General features: G+C 67.5%; 14 protein-coding genes. 6 read left to right on the forward strand and 8 right to left on the reverse strand.

All coding sequences use genetic code 11. The features are described from left to right. Positions 1–27 precede the first annotated feature (27 nt). Positions 28–1,446, forward strand: a complete 1,419-nt coding sequence (locus tag NAM01S_RS21705; protein ID WP_067788043.1) for an amidase — start codon at positions 28–30, stop codon at positions 1,444–1,446. 36 nt (positions 1,447–1,482) lie between these two features. Here the strand turns inward: NAM01S_RS21705 and frdD are convergent, their stop codons facing one another. The 6 genes from frdD to NAM01S_RS21735 form a co-directional block, all read right to left on the reverse strand. Further along, a complete protein-coding gene (gene frdD / locus NAM01S_RS21710; RefSeq protein WP_067788045.1) occupies positions 1,483–1,836 on the reverse strand; it encodes a fumarate reductase subunit FrdD in 354 nt (117 codons plus the stop codon). Continuing rightward, the gene (locus tag NAM01S_RS21715) at positions 1,833–2,225 is read right to left on the reverse strand and encodes a succinate dehydrogenase/fumarate reductase transmembrane subunit (protein WP_067788047.1); all 393 of its coding nucleotides are present in this window, start codon (positions 2,223–2,225) and stop codon (positions 1,833–1,835) included. Before NAM01S_RS21715 ends, frdD begins: the two co-directional genes overlap by 4 nt. Further along, the gene (locus NAM01S_RS21720) at positions 2,222–2,965 is read right to left on the reverse strand and encodes a succinate dehydrogenase/fumarate reductase iron-sulfur subunit (RefSeq protein ID WP_067788282.1); all 744 of its coding nucleotides are present in this window, start codon (positions 2,963–2,965) and stop codon (positions 2,222–2,224) included. The genes NAM01S_RS21715 and NAM01S_RS21720 overlap by 4 nt, the downstream gene beginning before the upstream one ends. A 5-nt stretch (positions 2,966–2,970) precedes the next feature. Next, positions 2,971–4,713 carry a fumarate reductase (quinol) flavoprotein subunit gene (frdA, locus tag NAM01S_RS21725; RefSeq protein ID WP_067788049.1) on the reverse strand — a complete coding sequence of 581 codons (1,743 nt, stop codon included), beginning with the start codon at positions 4,711–4,713 and terminating at the stop codon, positions 2,971–2,973. A gap of 25 nt (positions 4,714–4,738) precedes the next feature. Beyond that, positions 4,739–4,972: a fumarate reductase gene (locus NAM01S_RS21730; RefSeq protein ID WP_067788284.1), complete on the reverse strand. Its 234-nt coding sequence runs from the start codon at positions 4,970–4,972 to the stop codon at positions 4,739–4,741. A gap of 91 nt (positions 4,973–5,063) precedes the next feature. Beyond that, positions 5,064–6,845 (reverse strand): ABC transporter ATP-binding protein, encoded by a 1,782-nt coding sequence (locus NAM01S_RS21735; RefSeq protein ID WP_157107839.1) that lies wholly within the window; start codon positions 6,843–6,845, stop codon positions 5,064–5,066. 39 nt (positions 6,846–6,884) lie between these two features. On the opposite strand from NAM01S_RS21735, the gene NAM01S_RS35780 reads away from it, so the two are divergent. The 4 genes from NAM01S_RS35780 (at position 6,885) to NAM01S_RS21755 (ending at position 11,903) form a co-directional block, all read left to right on the forward strand. Then, positions 6,885–7,145: a hypothetical protein gene (locus NAM01S_RS35780; RefSeq protein ID WP_067788051.1), complete on the forward strand. Its 261-nt coding sequence runs from the start codon at positions 6,885–6,887 to the stop codon at positions 7,143–7,145. A 166-nt stretch (positions 7,146–7,311) separates the two neighbouring features. Further along, complete coding sequence (ald, locus tag NAM01S_RS21745) at positions 7,312–8,421, forward strand: alanine dehydrogenase (RefSeq protein WP_067788288.1); 1,110 nt, start codon at positions 7,312–7,314, stop codon at positions 8,419–8,421. A gap of 202 nt (positions 8,422–8,623) precedes the next feature. Next, complete coding sequence (locus NAM01S_RS21750; protein ID WP_067788053.1) at positions 8,624–9,865, forward strand: TetR/AcrR family transcriptional regulator; 1,242 nt, start codon at positions 8,624–8,626, stop codon at positions 9,863–9,865. Between the two features lie 202 nt (positions 9,866–10,067). Continuing rightward, positions 10,068–11,903, forward strand: coding sequence for an acyl-CoA dehydrogenase (locus NAM01S_RS21755; protein ID WP_067788055.1), 1,836 nt, complete (start codon positions 10,068–10,070; stop codon positions 11,901–11,903). Positions 11,904–12,121: 218 nt separating this feature from the next. On the opposite strand, the gene NAM01S_RS21760 is transcribed toward NAM01S_RS21755, so the two are convergent. Both NAM01S_RS21760 and NAM01S_RS21765 read right to left on the reverse strand, forming a co-directional pair. Then, positions 12,122–12,892 (reverse strand): hypothetical protein, encoded by a 771-nt coding sequence (locus NAM01S_RS21760; protein ID WP_157107841.1) that lies wholly within the window; start codon positions 12,890–12,892, stop codon positions 12,122–12,124. Positions 12,893–13,014: 122 nt separating this feature from the next. Beyond that, on the reverse strand, positions 13,015–14,823 hold the full coding sequence (locus NAM01S_RS21765; RefSeq protein ID WP_067788057.1) for a CocE/NonD family hydrolase: 1,809 nt from the start codon (positions 14,821–14,823) through the stop codon (positions 13,015–13,017). Positions 14,824–15,172: 349 nt separating this feature from the next. On the opposite strand from NAM01S_RS21765, the gene NAM01S_RS21770 reads away from it, so the two are divergent. Further along, a complete protein-coding gene (locus NAM01S_RS21770) occupies positions 15,173–15,775 on the forward strand; it encodes a TetR/AcrR family transcriptional regulator (protein ID WP_067788289.1) in 603 nt (200 codons plus the stop codon). The last annotated feature ends 43 nt before the right edge of the window (positions 15,776–15,818 follow it).

The raw sequence follows: 15,818 nt of genomic DNA on the forward strand, positions 1-15,818 counted from the left end.
CCAGCACAACGAACCGGGAGGTGTCCGATGGATGTCGCCGATTACGCAGGGCGGGACGCCACAGAGCTCGCCGAGCTGATTCGCCAGGGCCAGGTCGCCGCGGCCGAGGTGCACAGCGCGGCCGCCGCCGCGATCGCGCACGTCGACCCGGAACTCGGCGCGGTCGTGGGCGAGGTGTTCGAGCGACCACTGGACTACGACGCGTCCGGCCCGTTCGCGGGGGTGCCCTTCGCGATCAAGGATCTGATCATTCACGCGGCAGGCGTGCCGCAGCGCAACGGCAGCCGGTTGTTCGGCCCCGGGGTGGTGCACGCCGACGACACGGCGTTGATGACCCGCTTCCGGCGAGCAGGTCTGGCGACGATGGCGGTGACCACCTCCCCCGAGCTCGGCTTCAACGCCACCACCGAAGCCGTCGCCTATGGCGCACCGACGCGCAACCCCTGGGATCCGACCCGAAGCGCGGGCGGATCCAGCGGCGGCGCCGCGGCATTGGTCGCCGCAGGAGCGCTGCCCATGGCCCATGCCAACGACGGCGGCGGCTCCATCCGCATCCCGGCCGCGGCGTGCGGGCTGGTCGGGCTCAAACCGAGCCGTGGCCGCGTCTCCGCAGGACCCGACTACGCCGATCCGCTGCTCGGCATGGGCGCGGAGTTCGCCCTCACCCGCACCGTCCGCGACTGTGCGACGTTGCTCGACGCCGTGCACGGCAGCGAACCCGGCGACAAGTACCTGTTTCCCGCCGAGCAGGCGAGCTACCGCACCCTGATCTCGCGACCGGCACGCACACTGCGCATCGCTTTCACAGCCGACCAGGCCGACCGCGCCTGTGCCGACGCGGTCCACCGCGTCGCCGAACAGTTGGCTTCGAGGGGCCATCACGTCGAGGAAGCCGCTCCCCGCATAGACGCCGAGGCCTTCCACAAGGCCAATCTCGACGCCTGGTGCAGCTTCCTCGCCCACACCGTCGACACTGTCGCGAAAGCGCTTGGCATCGCTCCCGGAGCCGACCATCTGGAGGCCACCACTCGCGTGTGCGTCGCCTACGGCGCCACCCTGACGGCGGGCGACGTCTACGCCGTCGAGGAAACCTTCAATATCGCGCGCCGGGAGGTCGCCCGGTTCCTCACCGACTACGACCTCTACCTCACCCCGACCACTGCCAGCCCGAATCTGCCGCTGGGTCACCTCGACGCCGACGACCCGGCCTTGACCGCGCACGAGTGGTACCGCAAGATCTTCGCCTTCGCGCCCTTCACCGCGCTGTTCAATGCCACTGGTAATCCGGCGATCTCGCTGCCCCTTGCTCGCTCGGCCGAAGGCTGGCCGATCGGTGTGCAATTCGTCGCACCCTACGGCGACGAGGCCACCCTGCTGACCCTCGCCGCCGACCTCGAACGAGAGTTTCCCTGGCGCGAGCACCGGCCTGCGATCCACGCGCACTGACCGGAATCGTCGACTACCAGCGATCTGGGCGGCGCGCTAGACACGCAGCAGGAGGTAGGCGGCGATTCCCGAGCCGACGATGGCGGCGCCGTAGCAGACCACGGTGATCAACGTGCTGAACCGCTTCAGCCGCAAGCCGTCGTAGAGCGTGTACCGGAAGCGGTGCGCCCAATGGAACAGAGCCAGCGCGCAGAGCCCGAAGAGGACCAGCCGGGTGATCGGATGACGCAACACCGAGAGCAGATCGCCGTGGTCCGGCGCGGTCAGCCAGCCCAGCGGAAAGGCGAGTCCGAACAGCAACAGCAGCACCGGTATCAGCAGCGCCGCGGCCATCCCGCCGACGCTGAACAGCAGCCACGCAAACGGTTCCGGAGATTTCCTGTTCGTCATCGCAGCACCACCCACAACACGAGAGCCGTCAGCACCGCCCACAGCAGGTAATGCAGCCCGAGGACGACGACCGGTGCGACGCGCCGTCCCCGCACCCGCACCACCATCGCCTTGGGCGCGAGGTCGAACCAGGTGATCGCGTGCAGAAGCACGAACAACAGGGCGATCGTGTTCAGCGCGACCACCCACGGGCTTGCGCTCCAGTTCAGAAACCGTTGGTACTCGTCGTTTCCGGAACTCACCGCGCGGATCAGAAGCAGGAGGTACACCACGAACCAGGCGACGAAGACGCTGCTGAGTTCGCGCAGGACGAAGAGCAGGTACGAGCGGCGTTGCGCCCACCAGATCAGGGAGACCGGCTTGCGATACAACCGTGGTGCCGTGGTCATCGTGCCCGCCAAGGCATGAGGAGATCGCGCAGCGATTGCGTGGCCGCGGTCAGTTTGTAGCGTTGGATCGCACCGGCCGGGTCGACGCCCTTGGGGCAGGCGGTGGTGCACTCGCCGACGAAGGTGCAGGACCAGACTCCGTCGGCGGAGGCGAGCACGTCCCGCCGATCCTCGGCGCCCTCGTCGCGCGAGTCGAGGTTGTAGCGCTGGGCAAGCGCGATCGCCGCGGGACCGAGGAACCCGGGGTCGAGCGCGTAGACGGGGCAGGCCGAGTAGCAGAGCATGCAGTTGATACACATGCTGTACTTCTGGTACTCGTCCATTTCCTGTGGTGTCTGCAGGTATTCGCCGTCTTCGACGGGCCGCTGTTCCGACCTGATCAGCCACGGCTCGACCGCGGTCAGCTTGTTCATGAAGTCGCTGATCTCGACGACGAGATCCCGGATCACCGGGAAGTTGCGCAATGGCTCGACCCGTATCGGCCCCGGCGCGTAATCGGTCAGGAAGGTGGCGCAGCTGAGTTGCGGATCGCCGTTGACGGTCATGCCGCAGCTACCGCAGATGCCCATCCGGCACGACCACCGGTAGGACACCGTTCCGTCGAGATAGTCCTTGATGTAGTTGAGGCCGTCGAGCACGGTCCATTCCTTGCGCAACGGGACCTCGTACGACTGCGGCACCGGTTCGTTCTCTCGATCCGGTCGATAGCGCGCGACCTGCAGGGTGATCCGGTCCACCATCGCCATCACCTCCCGTAAACACGTTCGCCGGGCGGCCAGCGCGTAATCGTGACCGGGAGGTACGAGACGCGGCCCGAGCCGTCCGGCTCCCGATGGATCATCGAATGGGCCAGATATCGCTGGTCGTTCCGTGCGGGGAAATCGGTCCGTTGGTGCGCGCCCCGGGATTCCTCCCGCGCGTGCGCGCAAGCGATGATGCATTCCGCGACATCGAGCATGCACGACAGCTCGAGCACCGCCACCAGTTCGGTGTTGAACGCCCGGCTGTGGTCGTCCAGGCCGACGTTGCCGAATCGGTCGCGGAGCTCGCGCAGCGTGTCGGCCGCCTTCGCGAGCGAGTCGCCGTCGCGGTAGATCCCGGCGCCGGTCTCCATCGTCTTGTGCATCTCGGTGCGGATGTCCGCGATGCGTTCGGATCCCTCGGCGTGGCGCATGAGCTCGCGTTCCAGCCGATCCTGTTCGTCGCGGCTGAGCGCGAGGACCGCCGAGGACCGGCCGTCGGTGGCCGAGCTCGCGTATTCGGCGGCGGCACGGCCTGCGCGCGCGCCGAAGACCAGCAACTCGGGCAGGGAGTTCGACCCGAGCCGGTTGGCGCCGTTGATGCTGACGCAGGCGGTCTCGCCGACGGCGTACAGACCTCGCACGGGTGTCGCCCCATGGATATCGGTGTGGATGCCGCCCATCATGTAGTGGACGACGGGACGTACCGGGATCAGCTCCCGGACCGGGTCGATGTTCTGGTACTTCGAGCACAGCTCGCGCACGAACGGCAGTTTCGTGTCGATGAGATCCGCACCGAGGTGACGCAGGTCGAGGTGAACGACGTGGCCGTACGGTGTGTCGATGGTCCGGCCCTTGTCGAGTTCGTGCACGAAGGCCTGCGAGAGCCGGTCGCGCGGCCCGAGTTCCATGCTGCGCATGACCGGTGTCGGGGCGGGTGTGCCGAGGTCGTAATCCTGCAGGTAGCGGTATCCGTCCTTGTTGAGCAACCAGCCGCCCTCGGCGCGGGCGGCCTCGGTGATCAAGATGCCCGTGAACGGGAGGCCGGTCGGGTGGTACTGGACGAACTCCATGTCCTTGAGCGGCGCGCCCGCCCGGTACGCCAGCGCCATGCCGTCGCCGGTGTTGATATTGGCGTTGGTGGTGAACGGGTACACCCGGCCGCAACCACCGGTGCACACGATGACCGAGCTCGCGAGGATGGTGTCGACGCGCCCGGTGGCCAGTTCGATGGCCACGATGCCGCCCACCTTGTCTTCGTCGACGAGCAACGTCGTGGCGAACCACTCGTCGTACCGGACGATGTCCCGATACGACAGCGCCGTCTGGAACAGGGTGTGCAGCATGTGGAAGCCGGTCTTGTCGGCCGCGAACCAGGTGCGGTTGTTCTTCATGCCGCCGAACGCCCGCACCGCGATGTGCCCGTCCGGCTTGCGACTCCACGGGCAGCCCCAATGTTCCAGCTGGAGCAGCTCCCGCGGCGCTTCCTCGACGAAGGCCTCGACGGCGTCCTGGTCACAGAGCCAATCGCTGCCGGAGACCGTGTCGTAGGCGTGCTCGTCCAGGCTGTCGCCGCTACCGGCCACCCCGGCGGCGCCGCCCTCGGCCGAGACGGTGTGGCTGCGCATCGGATAGACCTTGGAGACGATCGCGATGCTCAGCTGCGGGTTGTGCTGCGCGATCGCGATGGCCGCGCGCAGGCCGGCGCCGCCCCCGCCAACGATCACAACGTCGTGAAAAGCGGTCATGGTGGCACCACCCTGGCGTCGTCGGTCAGGCCTCGTGGTCTCCGCTGTGCTCGTCCGCCAGGACCTTGCCGTCATGGCGGATGACTCGGATCCGAACGCTGCCGTCGTGGAATTCGCGCCGGATCCGGCGGCAGCCGCAGTCGTAGTGCAGATTGTCGATGACGAGGCCCTCTTCGTCGTCCTCGCGGTGACGAGTCCCGCCTCTCAGTTTCCCGCACGGGGCCCGTTCCCCCAGGAACGGCTCGGTGGTGCACAGCATCTCCACCTCCCGGCAAACCGGTGGCATACCTAGATCTCAAGGGTACGCGCGGGTGCGCCGGTGCCACCAGGGGTCGAGCCGCCGCGCGAGATCAACGAGCGACCACGTCCTCGCCGAGGAATCCACCCGACTGATGCCGCCACAGCTGCGCGTAGGTCCCTTCCGAAGAGAGCAACTCCTTGTGGGTCCCCTCTTCGACGATTCGCCCGTGATCGAGCACCACCAGCCGGTCCATTCCGGCCACGGTGCTCAGCCGGTGCGCGACGACCAGCGCCGTGCGCCCTTCCATCAAGTCCCAGAGCGCTTGTTGCACAAGCACTTCGCTTTCCGAGTCGAGGGCGCTGGTGGCCTCGTCCAGGAGCAGGATGGGCGCGTCCCGCAGGATGGCCCGAGCCAGCGCGACCCGCTGACGCTGGCCGCCGGACAGTTTCACGCCGCGTTCGCCGATCAGCGTCTCCATACCCTGCGGCAGCGCGTCCGCGAACTCGGTGACGTGGGCGGCCTCGGCGGCCCGCAGGATCTCCCGGTCCGTGGCGTCCGGGCGCGCGAACCGGATGTTCTCGCGCAGGGTCCGGTGGAACATGGCCGGATCCTGGGGGACGTAGGCGATCAGACTGCGCAGGTCCGCCTGCCGCAGCCGCGCGATGTCCTGCCCGCCGATGCGGATCGTTCCGGATTGGATGTCCATCAACCGCAGCAGCAGTTGGGTGATGGTGGTCTTGCCGCCGCCGGATCGTCCGACCAGGCCCACTTTGGCGCCGCTCGGCACGTGCAGATCCAAGTCGTGGAACAGCTGCCGCGCACCAGCGTGCGTGAAGTTCACTCGCTCGAACCGCACGTCGAAGCCCTTGGGCCGCAATGGTTCCGGGTGTTCTGTGTCGAGCACCTTCGGTTCGTCAAGCAGCAGTTCGGTGAACTGCGCCGCCTCGGTGAGCACGGTCTCCAGCCGCCGATAGATCTGGTTGAACCGGAACATGATCCCGGTGGCGTTGAAGTAGTAGGTGAATGCCACCACGATGGCCTCCACCCCCTTGTTCCCGCCACTGAGTCCCAACGCGATCAACAAGCCGATCACGTTGGTGAGCACCACGAGCGGCGCCACCAGCGTATCGATCCGCAGGTTCGCGTAGTCCCAGGAGCGCAACGTCTTTCGCCGCGACGAGGCGACCCGCCGCCGATGCTCGGCCGCCTCTTGCGGTTCGGCGGCGAAGGCGCGCACCACCTGCATATTGGCCAGGCTGTCGGCGACATGTCCGGAAACCCGCGCGACGGCGGCCTCGCGGTCGTCGACCAGCTTCTGGCGGCGCTGAATCAAGGGCATGATGATCAGCGCGGTCACCACGATCATCCCGATCAGCACGACGACCAACACGGGGTTGTAGCGCCACAACACCACCGAGGCGAACACCAGCGGGACCAGTGCGGCCAGAATCTCGAAGGCGAGGGTGTCCACGAACTGTTCGAACCGGCTCGCGAAGCTGAGCGAACGTTTCGTCAGCGAACCGGCGAAGTTGTTGTGGAAGAACGCCGCGTCCTTGGCCAGCAGCTCGTCCATGGCGAACACGTACAGGTGCTCGATACCGTAGGCGTCGACTCGGTTCAAGCAGTGAATCCCGATGCGCCACAGCACTTCCGCGAGCAGCAGGGCGCCGCCGAAGGCGAGGACGTACGGAGCGAGAGCCTCGAAACTCGTATCCCCGGTCACCGCGACCCGGCCGACCATCGTGGCGACGATCAGCGGCGCGATGTACAGATTGCAGACGTTGCCGAGCGCCGGCCCCAGCAGCGCCGGAATCGCCGTGGTTTTGCGAGAGGCCATTTCCCGGCCGTAGAAACGCAGCACCAGCCTGACCGCCGTCGCGCGTGAACTCATGATCCCCCTCGTCTCGCATCGAACGGACGCAGGTGATCGATGATCCCGCATCCCGAGGGGCGACGGCCAGCGATTTTCGCCGAAGGTGATCACTCCGCACCGAGCCGAGGCCGTCACCGGCTCCCGCTCCTCGTTCTCGTCGTGATCCTGCTGCTGTTCACCGGCAGCGGGCGCACCACCGTCGCGGTCGGCGCTGTCTGGGCGGTGGCCGTCGTCGCGGGATTCCGGATGACGAAGCGCGCCGTGCGTCCTGCGGGCCTCTCCGGAGCGGTCGAAGATGATTCGGCCAGGTTGCTGTGATGGCCCTCTCACTCGCGTGATACACGGAATTCGCCGCTGCATCGAGAATCATCTTCATATTTATGGATCTTATCTCGCATAATCTTCACACTTGAAAACCGAAGCGAACCCCACCGATAGGGAACCGCTCTGACCCCGACCAGTGACGAGACGATCAGGAGTGCTGATGAAAATCGGGATCCCCCGCGAGGTCAAGAATCACGAATACCGGGTGGCGTGCACGCCCGCGGGTGTTGGTGAGCTTGTCTCTCGCGGACACGAAGTGTTCATCGAAGCGGATGCGGGCGCCGGATCGGCGTTCCCCGACACCGCGTACAGCTACGCCGGCGCGCACGTCCTGCCAACCGCGGACGAGGTCTGGGGCGTCGCGGATCTGGTGCTGAAGGTGAAAGAGCCGGTGGCCGAGGAGTATTCGCGCATGCGCGCCGGGCAGCTGCTGTTCACCTACCTGCATTTGGCCGCCTCCAAGGAATGCACCGACGCCCTCCTCGATTCCGGCATCACCTCGCTCGCCTACGAGACGGTGACCGGACGCGACGGGAGCCTGCCGCTGCTTGCCCCGATGAGCGAGGTGGCGGGCCGGCTCGCCCCGCAGGCGGGCGCCTACCACCTGATGCGCAGCGAGGGCGGCCGCGGCGTGCTCATGGGCGGCGTGCCCGGCGTGCGACCCGCGAAGGTCGTGATCCTCGGCGCGGGCGTCGCCGGGCGCAATGCCCTCGCCGTCGCGGTCGGAATGCGCGCGGAGGTCACCGTGCTGGATCTGAACGTCGCCCGGCTGCGCGAGGTGGACGAGCAGTACCGCGGGCAGGTGCGCACCGTGGTGTCCAACACCTATGAGGTCGAGAACTGCGTGCGCGAGGCGGACCTGGTGATCGGCGCGGTGCTGGTGCCCGGCGCCAAAGCTCCGAAGCTCATCTCCCACGATCTGGTCGAGCAGCTGAAGCCGGGCTCGGTGCTGGTCGACATCGCCATCGACCAGGGCGGCTGCTTCGCCGACTCCCGGCCGACCACGCACGCCGAACCCACCTACCGCGTGCACGATTCGGTGTTCTACTGCGTGGCGAACATGCCCGGCGCGGTGCCCAACACCTCGACGGTGGCGCTCACCAACGCCACCCTCCCCTATGTCCTCGCCTTGGCCGAACACGGCTGGCGCGACGCCGTCGCCGCGGATCCCGGCCTGGCCGCCGGACTGAGCACCCACGAGGGTGTTCTGCTGTCCGAATCCGTCGCCGCCGCACACGGATACACTGCCGAACGGCTCGTCGCGGCCTGAGCGTCGTCCGGAGCCCCGACCGATGTCCGAATCCGGACGCACATGTCACGGCGGCGGCATCCGGGCGTTTGCGCTTCGGTCGCCGAAGCGCCCCCGGCTCGGTCGCCGCGGCGGCCGAGCCGGGGGCGAGCAGCGGGCTTCGTGACCGGCGCGGCGGAGGTATCTCGCCGACGCGGCAGCATGCTGGGCGACACTAGAGGCGATGACCAGCAGCGCGAAGATCGAACCTCCGAAACGCCGACGCCCCCGTGATCGCCGGGCGTCCATTCTGCGCGCCGCGGGCGCGGCCTTCGCGCGCTCCGGCTATCACGGCGCGTCGATGGCCGACATCGCCGCCGCGGAGGGAATTTCGGCGACCGCGCTGTACCGGCACTTCCGCAACAAGCAGGAACTGCTCGGGCAGTGCCTGCTGACTGGGCTCGACACCACGCTCGCGCGGCTGGACCAGGCCGCCCGCGGCGAGCAGCCGCGGACCCGAGTGCTGACCGAACTCGTGGCGGTCGCGCTGGAGCTGCGCGGGCTGCCGCGCCTGTGGCAGCTGGAATTCCGCAGCGTCAGCCCCGAGGATCGCCAGGCCGTTCTGGTGCGGGTGGTGCGATTGACCGGGTATCTGCGTCGCGCCATCCGCGGACACCGCCCCGACCTGTCCGCCTCGGATGCCGAGCTGCTGAGCTGGTGCGTGCTGTCGGTGGCCGTCAGCCCCTCCTACCACCAGGTGGATCTGCCCGCCGCGACGTTCGTCGACGTGCTCGACGGAGCCGTGCTGGCGTTGATCACCGCGGATCTGCCCACGGAGGGACCGCCCGCCCGACCGGCGAACCGCGCACCGCAGCCCGGCGGAACCGCGGATTTCGAACGCACCGTGCGGCCGGAGCGAATGATCGCGGCCGCGGCCCGCCTGTTCAACACCCGCGGATACGCGGCGGTCGGGATCGAGGACATCGGCGCGGCGGTGGGGGTCACCGGGCCCGCGCTCTACCACCATTTCGCAGGCAAATCCGATCTGCTGAACGAGATCATCGAACGCAACGACCAGTGGATTCGGCTCTACACCGCACGCGCACTGGCCGAGGGGCGTGACGCCGTGGAGTCGATGCGGCTGCTGCTGCGGTCCTACGTGCTCTTCGCACTGGACGAACCGGATCTGCTCGGCACCACGGTCAGCGAGGTCGGCCACCTGCCGGCGCCGCAGGCGAGCCGGTATCGCCGTACGCACCGTGCGGGCGTGCTGAGCTGGGCTCGAATGCTGCAATCGGCGCGCACCGAGTTGTCGCTGCCGGTGGCGCGGGTGCTGATCCAGGCCATGTCGACCGTGGTCATCGACGCGGTCCGCAATCCGCGATCCGTGCGCCGCGGCGACCTGCTCGACGCGCTGACCGCCGTCGGCGACCGGATCGCCTTCTCCGTCCCGCTCTCCCGAGCCGCCGTGCCGACGGCACAGTAAAAGTTTATCGACGATTAACTTGTCCTTCGAATGCCCGTTGAACTGCGGGAACTCGACCCACAGATTGCGTCGACAGACTTAGTCGTCAGTAACTTACGGTTGCGTACCGGATTCCCGAGCACCAGAATCACCGCGGGGCGCAGCCATGTGCGTCCGCGATGCACTCGGCCGTCAGGCCGCATTCTCCGAAAGGACAGCGCCGGTGGGGCACTACAAGAGCAACGTCAGAGACCTCGAGTTCAACCTCTTCGAGGTGTTCGGTCTCGAGGAGATCTTGCGCGGCGGGTCCTTCGGCGACTTGGACGCCGACACCGTGCGCACGATGCTTGCCGAAGCCGCCCGGCTGGCCGAGGGACCGGTCGCGGAATCCTTCGCCGACACCGATCGCAACCCGCCGGTCTTCGACGCGCAGACCCACTCGGTGCGACTGCCCGAAGCGTTCAAGCGGTCGGTGCGCGCCTGGTACGACGGGGAATGGTGGCGCATCGGGAAGTCGGAAGCGATCGGCGGCGTCGCGGCGCCGCGGATGTTGGCTTGGGCCATCAGCGAATTCGTGCTCGGCGCGCAGCCTGCGGCCTACATGTACCTGACCGGACCCAACATGGCCGACATCGTCGATGCCATCGGCACGGAGGAGCAGCGGCGCTGGGCCGCGCTCGCGGTGGAGCGGAACTGGGGCGCCACCATGGTGCTGACCGAACCCGACGCCGGTTCGGACGTCGGCGCGGGCCGCACCAAAGCCATCCGGCAAGAGGACGGCTCCTGGCACATCGAGGGCGTCAAGCGCTTCATCACCTCCGCCGACTCCGACGACCTGTTCGAGAACATCGTCCACCAAGTGCTGGCGCGACCGGAGGGCGCGGGACCCGGCACCAAGGGGCTGAGCCTGTTCCTGGTGCCGAAGTACCACTTCGACTCCGAGACCGGCGAAATCGGGGACCGCAACGGCGTTTTCGTCACCAATGTCGAGCACAAGATGGGCCTGAAGGCCTCTGCCACCTGCGAGTTGACCTTCGGCGGCCACGGCATCCCCGCCAAGGGCTGGCTGGTCGGCGACGTGCACAATGGCATCGCGCAGATGTTCAGGGTGATCGAGGAAGCCCGAATGATGGTGGGCACCAAAGCGATCGCGACCCTGTCGACCGGATACCTCAACGCCCTCGCCTACGCCAAGACGCGAGTCCAAGGCAGCGACCTCACCCAGATGGCCGACAAGACCGCCCCGAAGGTCACCATCACCCACCACCCCGACGTACGCCGCTCGCTGATGATGCAGAAGGCCTACGCCGAAGGCCTGCGGGCGATCTACCTCTACACTGCCGCACACCAGGATCCCGTTGTCGCCCAGCATGTTTCGGGTGCCGACGCCGAACTCGCCGCACGCGTCAACGATCTGCTGCTGCCGGTCGTCAAGGGCGTCGGCTCCGAGCGTGCCTACCAGTACCTGACCGAATCACTACAGACCTTCGGCGGCTCCGGCTTCCTCCAGGACTACCCGATCGAGCAGTACATCCGCGACGCCAAGATCGACTCGCTCTACGAGGGCACCACCGCCATCCAGGCGCAGGACTTCTTCTTCCGCAAGATCGCCCGCGACCACGGCGTCGCACTCGCCCACCTCGCGGGAAAGATCAGGGAAACCGCCGACTCCGACGCGGGCAACGGCCGCCTCAAAGCCGAGAAGATCCTGCTCGCAACCGCTTTGGAGGATGTGCAGGACATGGTGGGCAGGATGACCCGCCACCTCGTGGCCGCGCAGGAGAATCCCGCCGAACTGTACAAGGTCGGCCTTGGCTCGGTGCGCTTGCTGCTCGCGGTCGGCGACCTGCTGGTGGCATGGCGCCTCCTCGCCGCCGCCGAAATCGCTTACATCGCACTCGATTCCGGCGCAACAGACGCCGATCGAGCCTTCTACGAAGGCAAGATCGCCGTCGCGACGTTCTTCGCCAAAACCACGCTGCCACAGCTGAGCGCCGACTGGGCCGTCCTGTCCGACATCGACGCCTCGATCATGGAACTCGACGAAGCGGCGTTCTGAGCACCCCTCGCTTCCCGTGCCGGGGGTGGTTCAGCGGCGGACAGCCGCGAATGGCGGCAAACACCGCGACCCCCGGCGGGGCGGCGCGCACCTCGCCCGGCGTACCGGCAGGGACATAGAGCACACGGCCGTGCGTCGGACCGCAGCGCCCCGCTCGGTACCGGCCATCTGGCCCCTCATCGAGCGGTGTCGTGGTTTGCCCTCGGGTCGTGCGTCGACTATCCCGACAGGCGTCCCTGATTGAAGTCGAGATGTTCGAAGACTGCGTAATCGCCGTCGGTGCCGGGTAGCGGCGCCCCGAGCGGGCACGTACCACACGAGGGGTTCGTCTCGGCTCGGCTACCGGCGGGGTCGGCCTGCTGACCTGCGCCGGACTCAGCCGGTTTCCCGATCTGTTCAGGAGAGATGAGGCGGATCGGACGAGTCGTCTGATACAGGGACCCACCGGTGGGTGAGCCGTCGGGGTTCATGCCCTGCTCCGGGGGTGGGAACTCGGTGAGTTCGGCGGTCCATTGCGCGGGTTGGCGGGTGTGGAAGACGAACGGCCCCGGGCAGTCGCCACATTTTTCGAAGCTGACCCACATGCTCTGATACCAGGTTTCGACGAGTCGGTCGGCGCCGACCAGCTTCAGGACGCTGTCGGGGTCGGTGTGGGTGTAGGGCAGTCGCATGGTGATCTTGCCGAACAACGGGTGGGCGGCTTCGACGGCGAACGCGAGGACCCGCAGACCCACAGAGTCCGCGTCTCGTTCGACTACCTGCACGACTCGCGAGCCGATGAAGTTCAGTGTCGGAAGGGGCTGGGGCAGGTCGACCATCAACCGGGCACCGAATGCGTTGAGGCTCAGGCTGAACGTCTGTCCGACCTCGGGCAGAAGAAGTGACTGCCGCGGTTCGGCTGCCGCGCGGCCTGCGGCGCCGAACAATCCCGCGCCCAGCGCTGCCCCGGCGTGACCGATGAGCCCTCGGCGAGTGATCGAGTTGGCCATGCGCGAGATTGTGCTGCAAGCAGCCGCCACCAACGCCCGATGCACCACATGCCCCCGTTCTCGGGCGCGTCTCCAGGACCACGATCAGGCGGTTGGGCGGGGTCCCGCATGCGACCGAGCGTTCACGACGGCGCCTTCGGTCCCGGGCCTTCGGGCACCGGGATGCCGTTGGTTCGGCACGGTTGTTGCGCTGTGCTCGCACACGACGGCAGCTGGTCGGCGTGCGGGTAGGGGGTGTAGCCGAGGACGACGCTCGATGGGCGGGCGCTGTCGAACCAGACGGTGTTGGTCGCAGGCGTGGTGTGGTTGCCGAACACCCAGTACCAGGTCGGCGCGGGCGTGTCGATGGTGATCCGGATGCTCGAGCCCGCGCGGAACACGTGCGCGAACTTGTTGATTTCGATGCGCATCGGGGTTGGTTCTCCCGGCACCAGTGGCCTCGCCGCGTCCCGGGTGAACTCACCCCATGGCCGCGACTCGGTCGAGCGGGTCTGGTCGAGGGCCCGCTGGGAGGCACGCAACCATCCCCGTTGCACATACATTTCTTGCCCGTCGGGCCGCACCTCCGAGACGGTCACCTGGACGTCGGTGTCGGGCGCCGACGAGCTGAGCCACAGATCGGCCGATCCGCTCCCGTAGAAGCTGAGGTCTTCGGGCAGCGCACCCGTGGTGAAGGTCAGCTGGCCGTCCGGTGCCGAGGGCGGGTTCCATCCCCCGGTGCCGGGCTGGTTCACCGCGGAAGCTGTGAACGGATAGCGGTACCGCGCGGATGCCGTTGCGAGGGTTGGCTGTTCGGCGCCGAGTCGGCCGTCCGGCTGCAGCCACATCCGCAGCGCTCGCACATCGACCGGCAGACGGTCGAACGTGGCGATCGAAGTCGGTGTGGTGCGCGGTATTTCGCCGCCGGTGTCGGTGACCTGCATTTCTTGCAGCAGCCGCACACGAGGTTCCCGCTCGAATCCGTTGTCTTCGCCCTTGACGAAGTGGGCGAGGAACCGCCTCATCACGGTATTGATCTCCGGCGAGGTCAGATCGGTGTGATGATCACCGTTGGAGCTGATCAACCACATCTTCTCCGGGTTCATCGTCTCCTCGTAATACCCGGACCGCGGCCCGACCTGCTCGTCCTGCCACGACTGCGTGCCGAGCGCGGGCACGTCGATCCGGCTGGTGTGCAGCATCGCGCTCCTGTCCGCGTAGCTGGGACCGTAGAACGGATCGGCGAGCCATCGGGTGAGGTCGATGTCGGGCCGCTGCGCATTGGTCGTGTTCTGCGCGACGATCGCGGCGCATTCGGTGTCGCCGTCCAGCTCCTCGGCCCGCTGAGCCGCGTGCTGCCAGATAGCGGGAAACTCACTCCACCACTCGGCCGGGAACCCGATGTTCTGGATGCCGCCGGGGTATCCGACATCTCGATACGGGTCGGCGACGTTCTTGCTCGGGGTGATCGCGCGAAGCCCCGGCGGACGCTGCGCGGCTGTCCAGAGCTGGTTGTAGCCGGAGTAGGAGTAGCCGATCATCCCGACGCGGCCGTTGGACCACGGCTGCCTGGCCGCCCATTCCACCGCAGCGGCGCCGGCGGCGCCCACCACCTCGTCGAAGATGTGGTTCTCTCCCGTCGAGCAACCCGTTCCCGGCACGTTGACGCCGACGATCGCATAACCCTCGGACAACCATCCGCGTCCGACGTCGGGGTCGGATCCCGCGCTGTAGCCGTCGTATTCGACAAGAACCGGATGCGGTCCGTCCCCGGCGGGAAGCAACACCGAGTATCTGATGCGATTGCCGTCGGATAGCGGCAGATATCCCCACAGGCGCGAAGGATCTCCCGCGGCGTTCGAATCCCGCTCAGCCGAAACACATCCCGCACAGACGACCGCGACGACCGCGAGTGCCGCCGCCCGCCACCCGCAACTGCCGGTCCTCACCATGACTGTCTCCACTCTGCTCGCGATCACAACCTCGGTGGGCCGCCGAACGCTTTGTCTTCCTGAGCCTTTCGCGCCGATGCTGCCAGGGCGACCCTACGACCTCGACGGCCATCCGGTCGTCCGACGAACGGATGACGATCGATCACCCCCGCTGCGGAGGCCAACCCTGAGCCGACCCTGATGGACCACCGCGAACGCATCGGCGATCGCATCGCTCCAGGTTTGCGCCATCGGAAGCGTCACGACCGTCGACTGCGCCCGCAGTGACACCTCACCGGACCGCGCACCGACGGCGCGCACCCTGCGAGCGCCACTTGACAAGTTTTACATACATGCTTACATGTATCCCATGAAGCGGTCGGTTGACGAGGCCCGTGCGACTCGGGCGAACATCCTCGCGGCGGGTTTGGCGTCGTTTGCTGAAATCGGTTGGGAAAAAACGACATTCGTCGGTGTCGGTGCGCGAGCCGGGGTTACGCGCGGCGCAGTGCATCACCACTTTCCCGACAAGCTGGGACTGCTGACGGCAGCGCTGGACGAGGGATGGACCGATGCCGTGGCCCCGCTGCTGGCGGCGTTGGCCGAACCCGGCACACCGGGGCCGGAGCGGTTGGTCGCGTTCGTGTCGGGTTACGGGCGGTCGCTGACCGGCGATGAGCGGTTCCGCAGGCTCGCGATCGTGTCCACCATCGTCGCCCCGCAAGCGCTGGCGCTCGAGCCGGGCATCACCGCCAAGCAGCGCGCCATGTCGGCGTGGGAGGACGGGATCCGCGCGGCCTTGACCGACACGCGCTGTCGTCCGGGGGTCACCGTCGAGGTCGCCGTGCTGGTGATCATCACGCTCGTCCACGGCCTGACGATGACCGCCGCGACCCAGCCGGAACTGCTGCCCGCCGACGCCGAAGGCGCCCGCGCGCTGGCGTTGGCCTGCGTGCACGGCCTGGTGGCCTGAACCGACCGCGCGCATCTCCTCGACCGGCCGCACACGCGCGCCG

Source organism: Nocardia amikacinitolerans NBRC 108937, assembly GCF_001612615.1.
Taxonomy (GTDB): Bacteria; Actinomycetota; Actinomycetes; order Mycobacteriales; family Mycobacteriaceae; genus Nocardia; species Nocardia amikacinitolerans.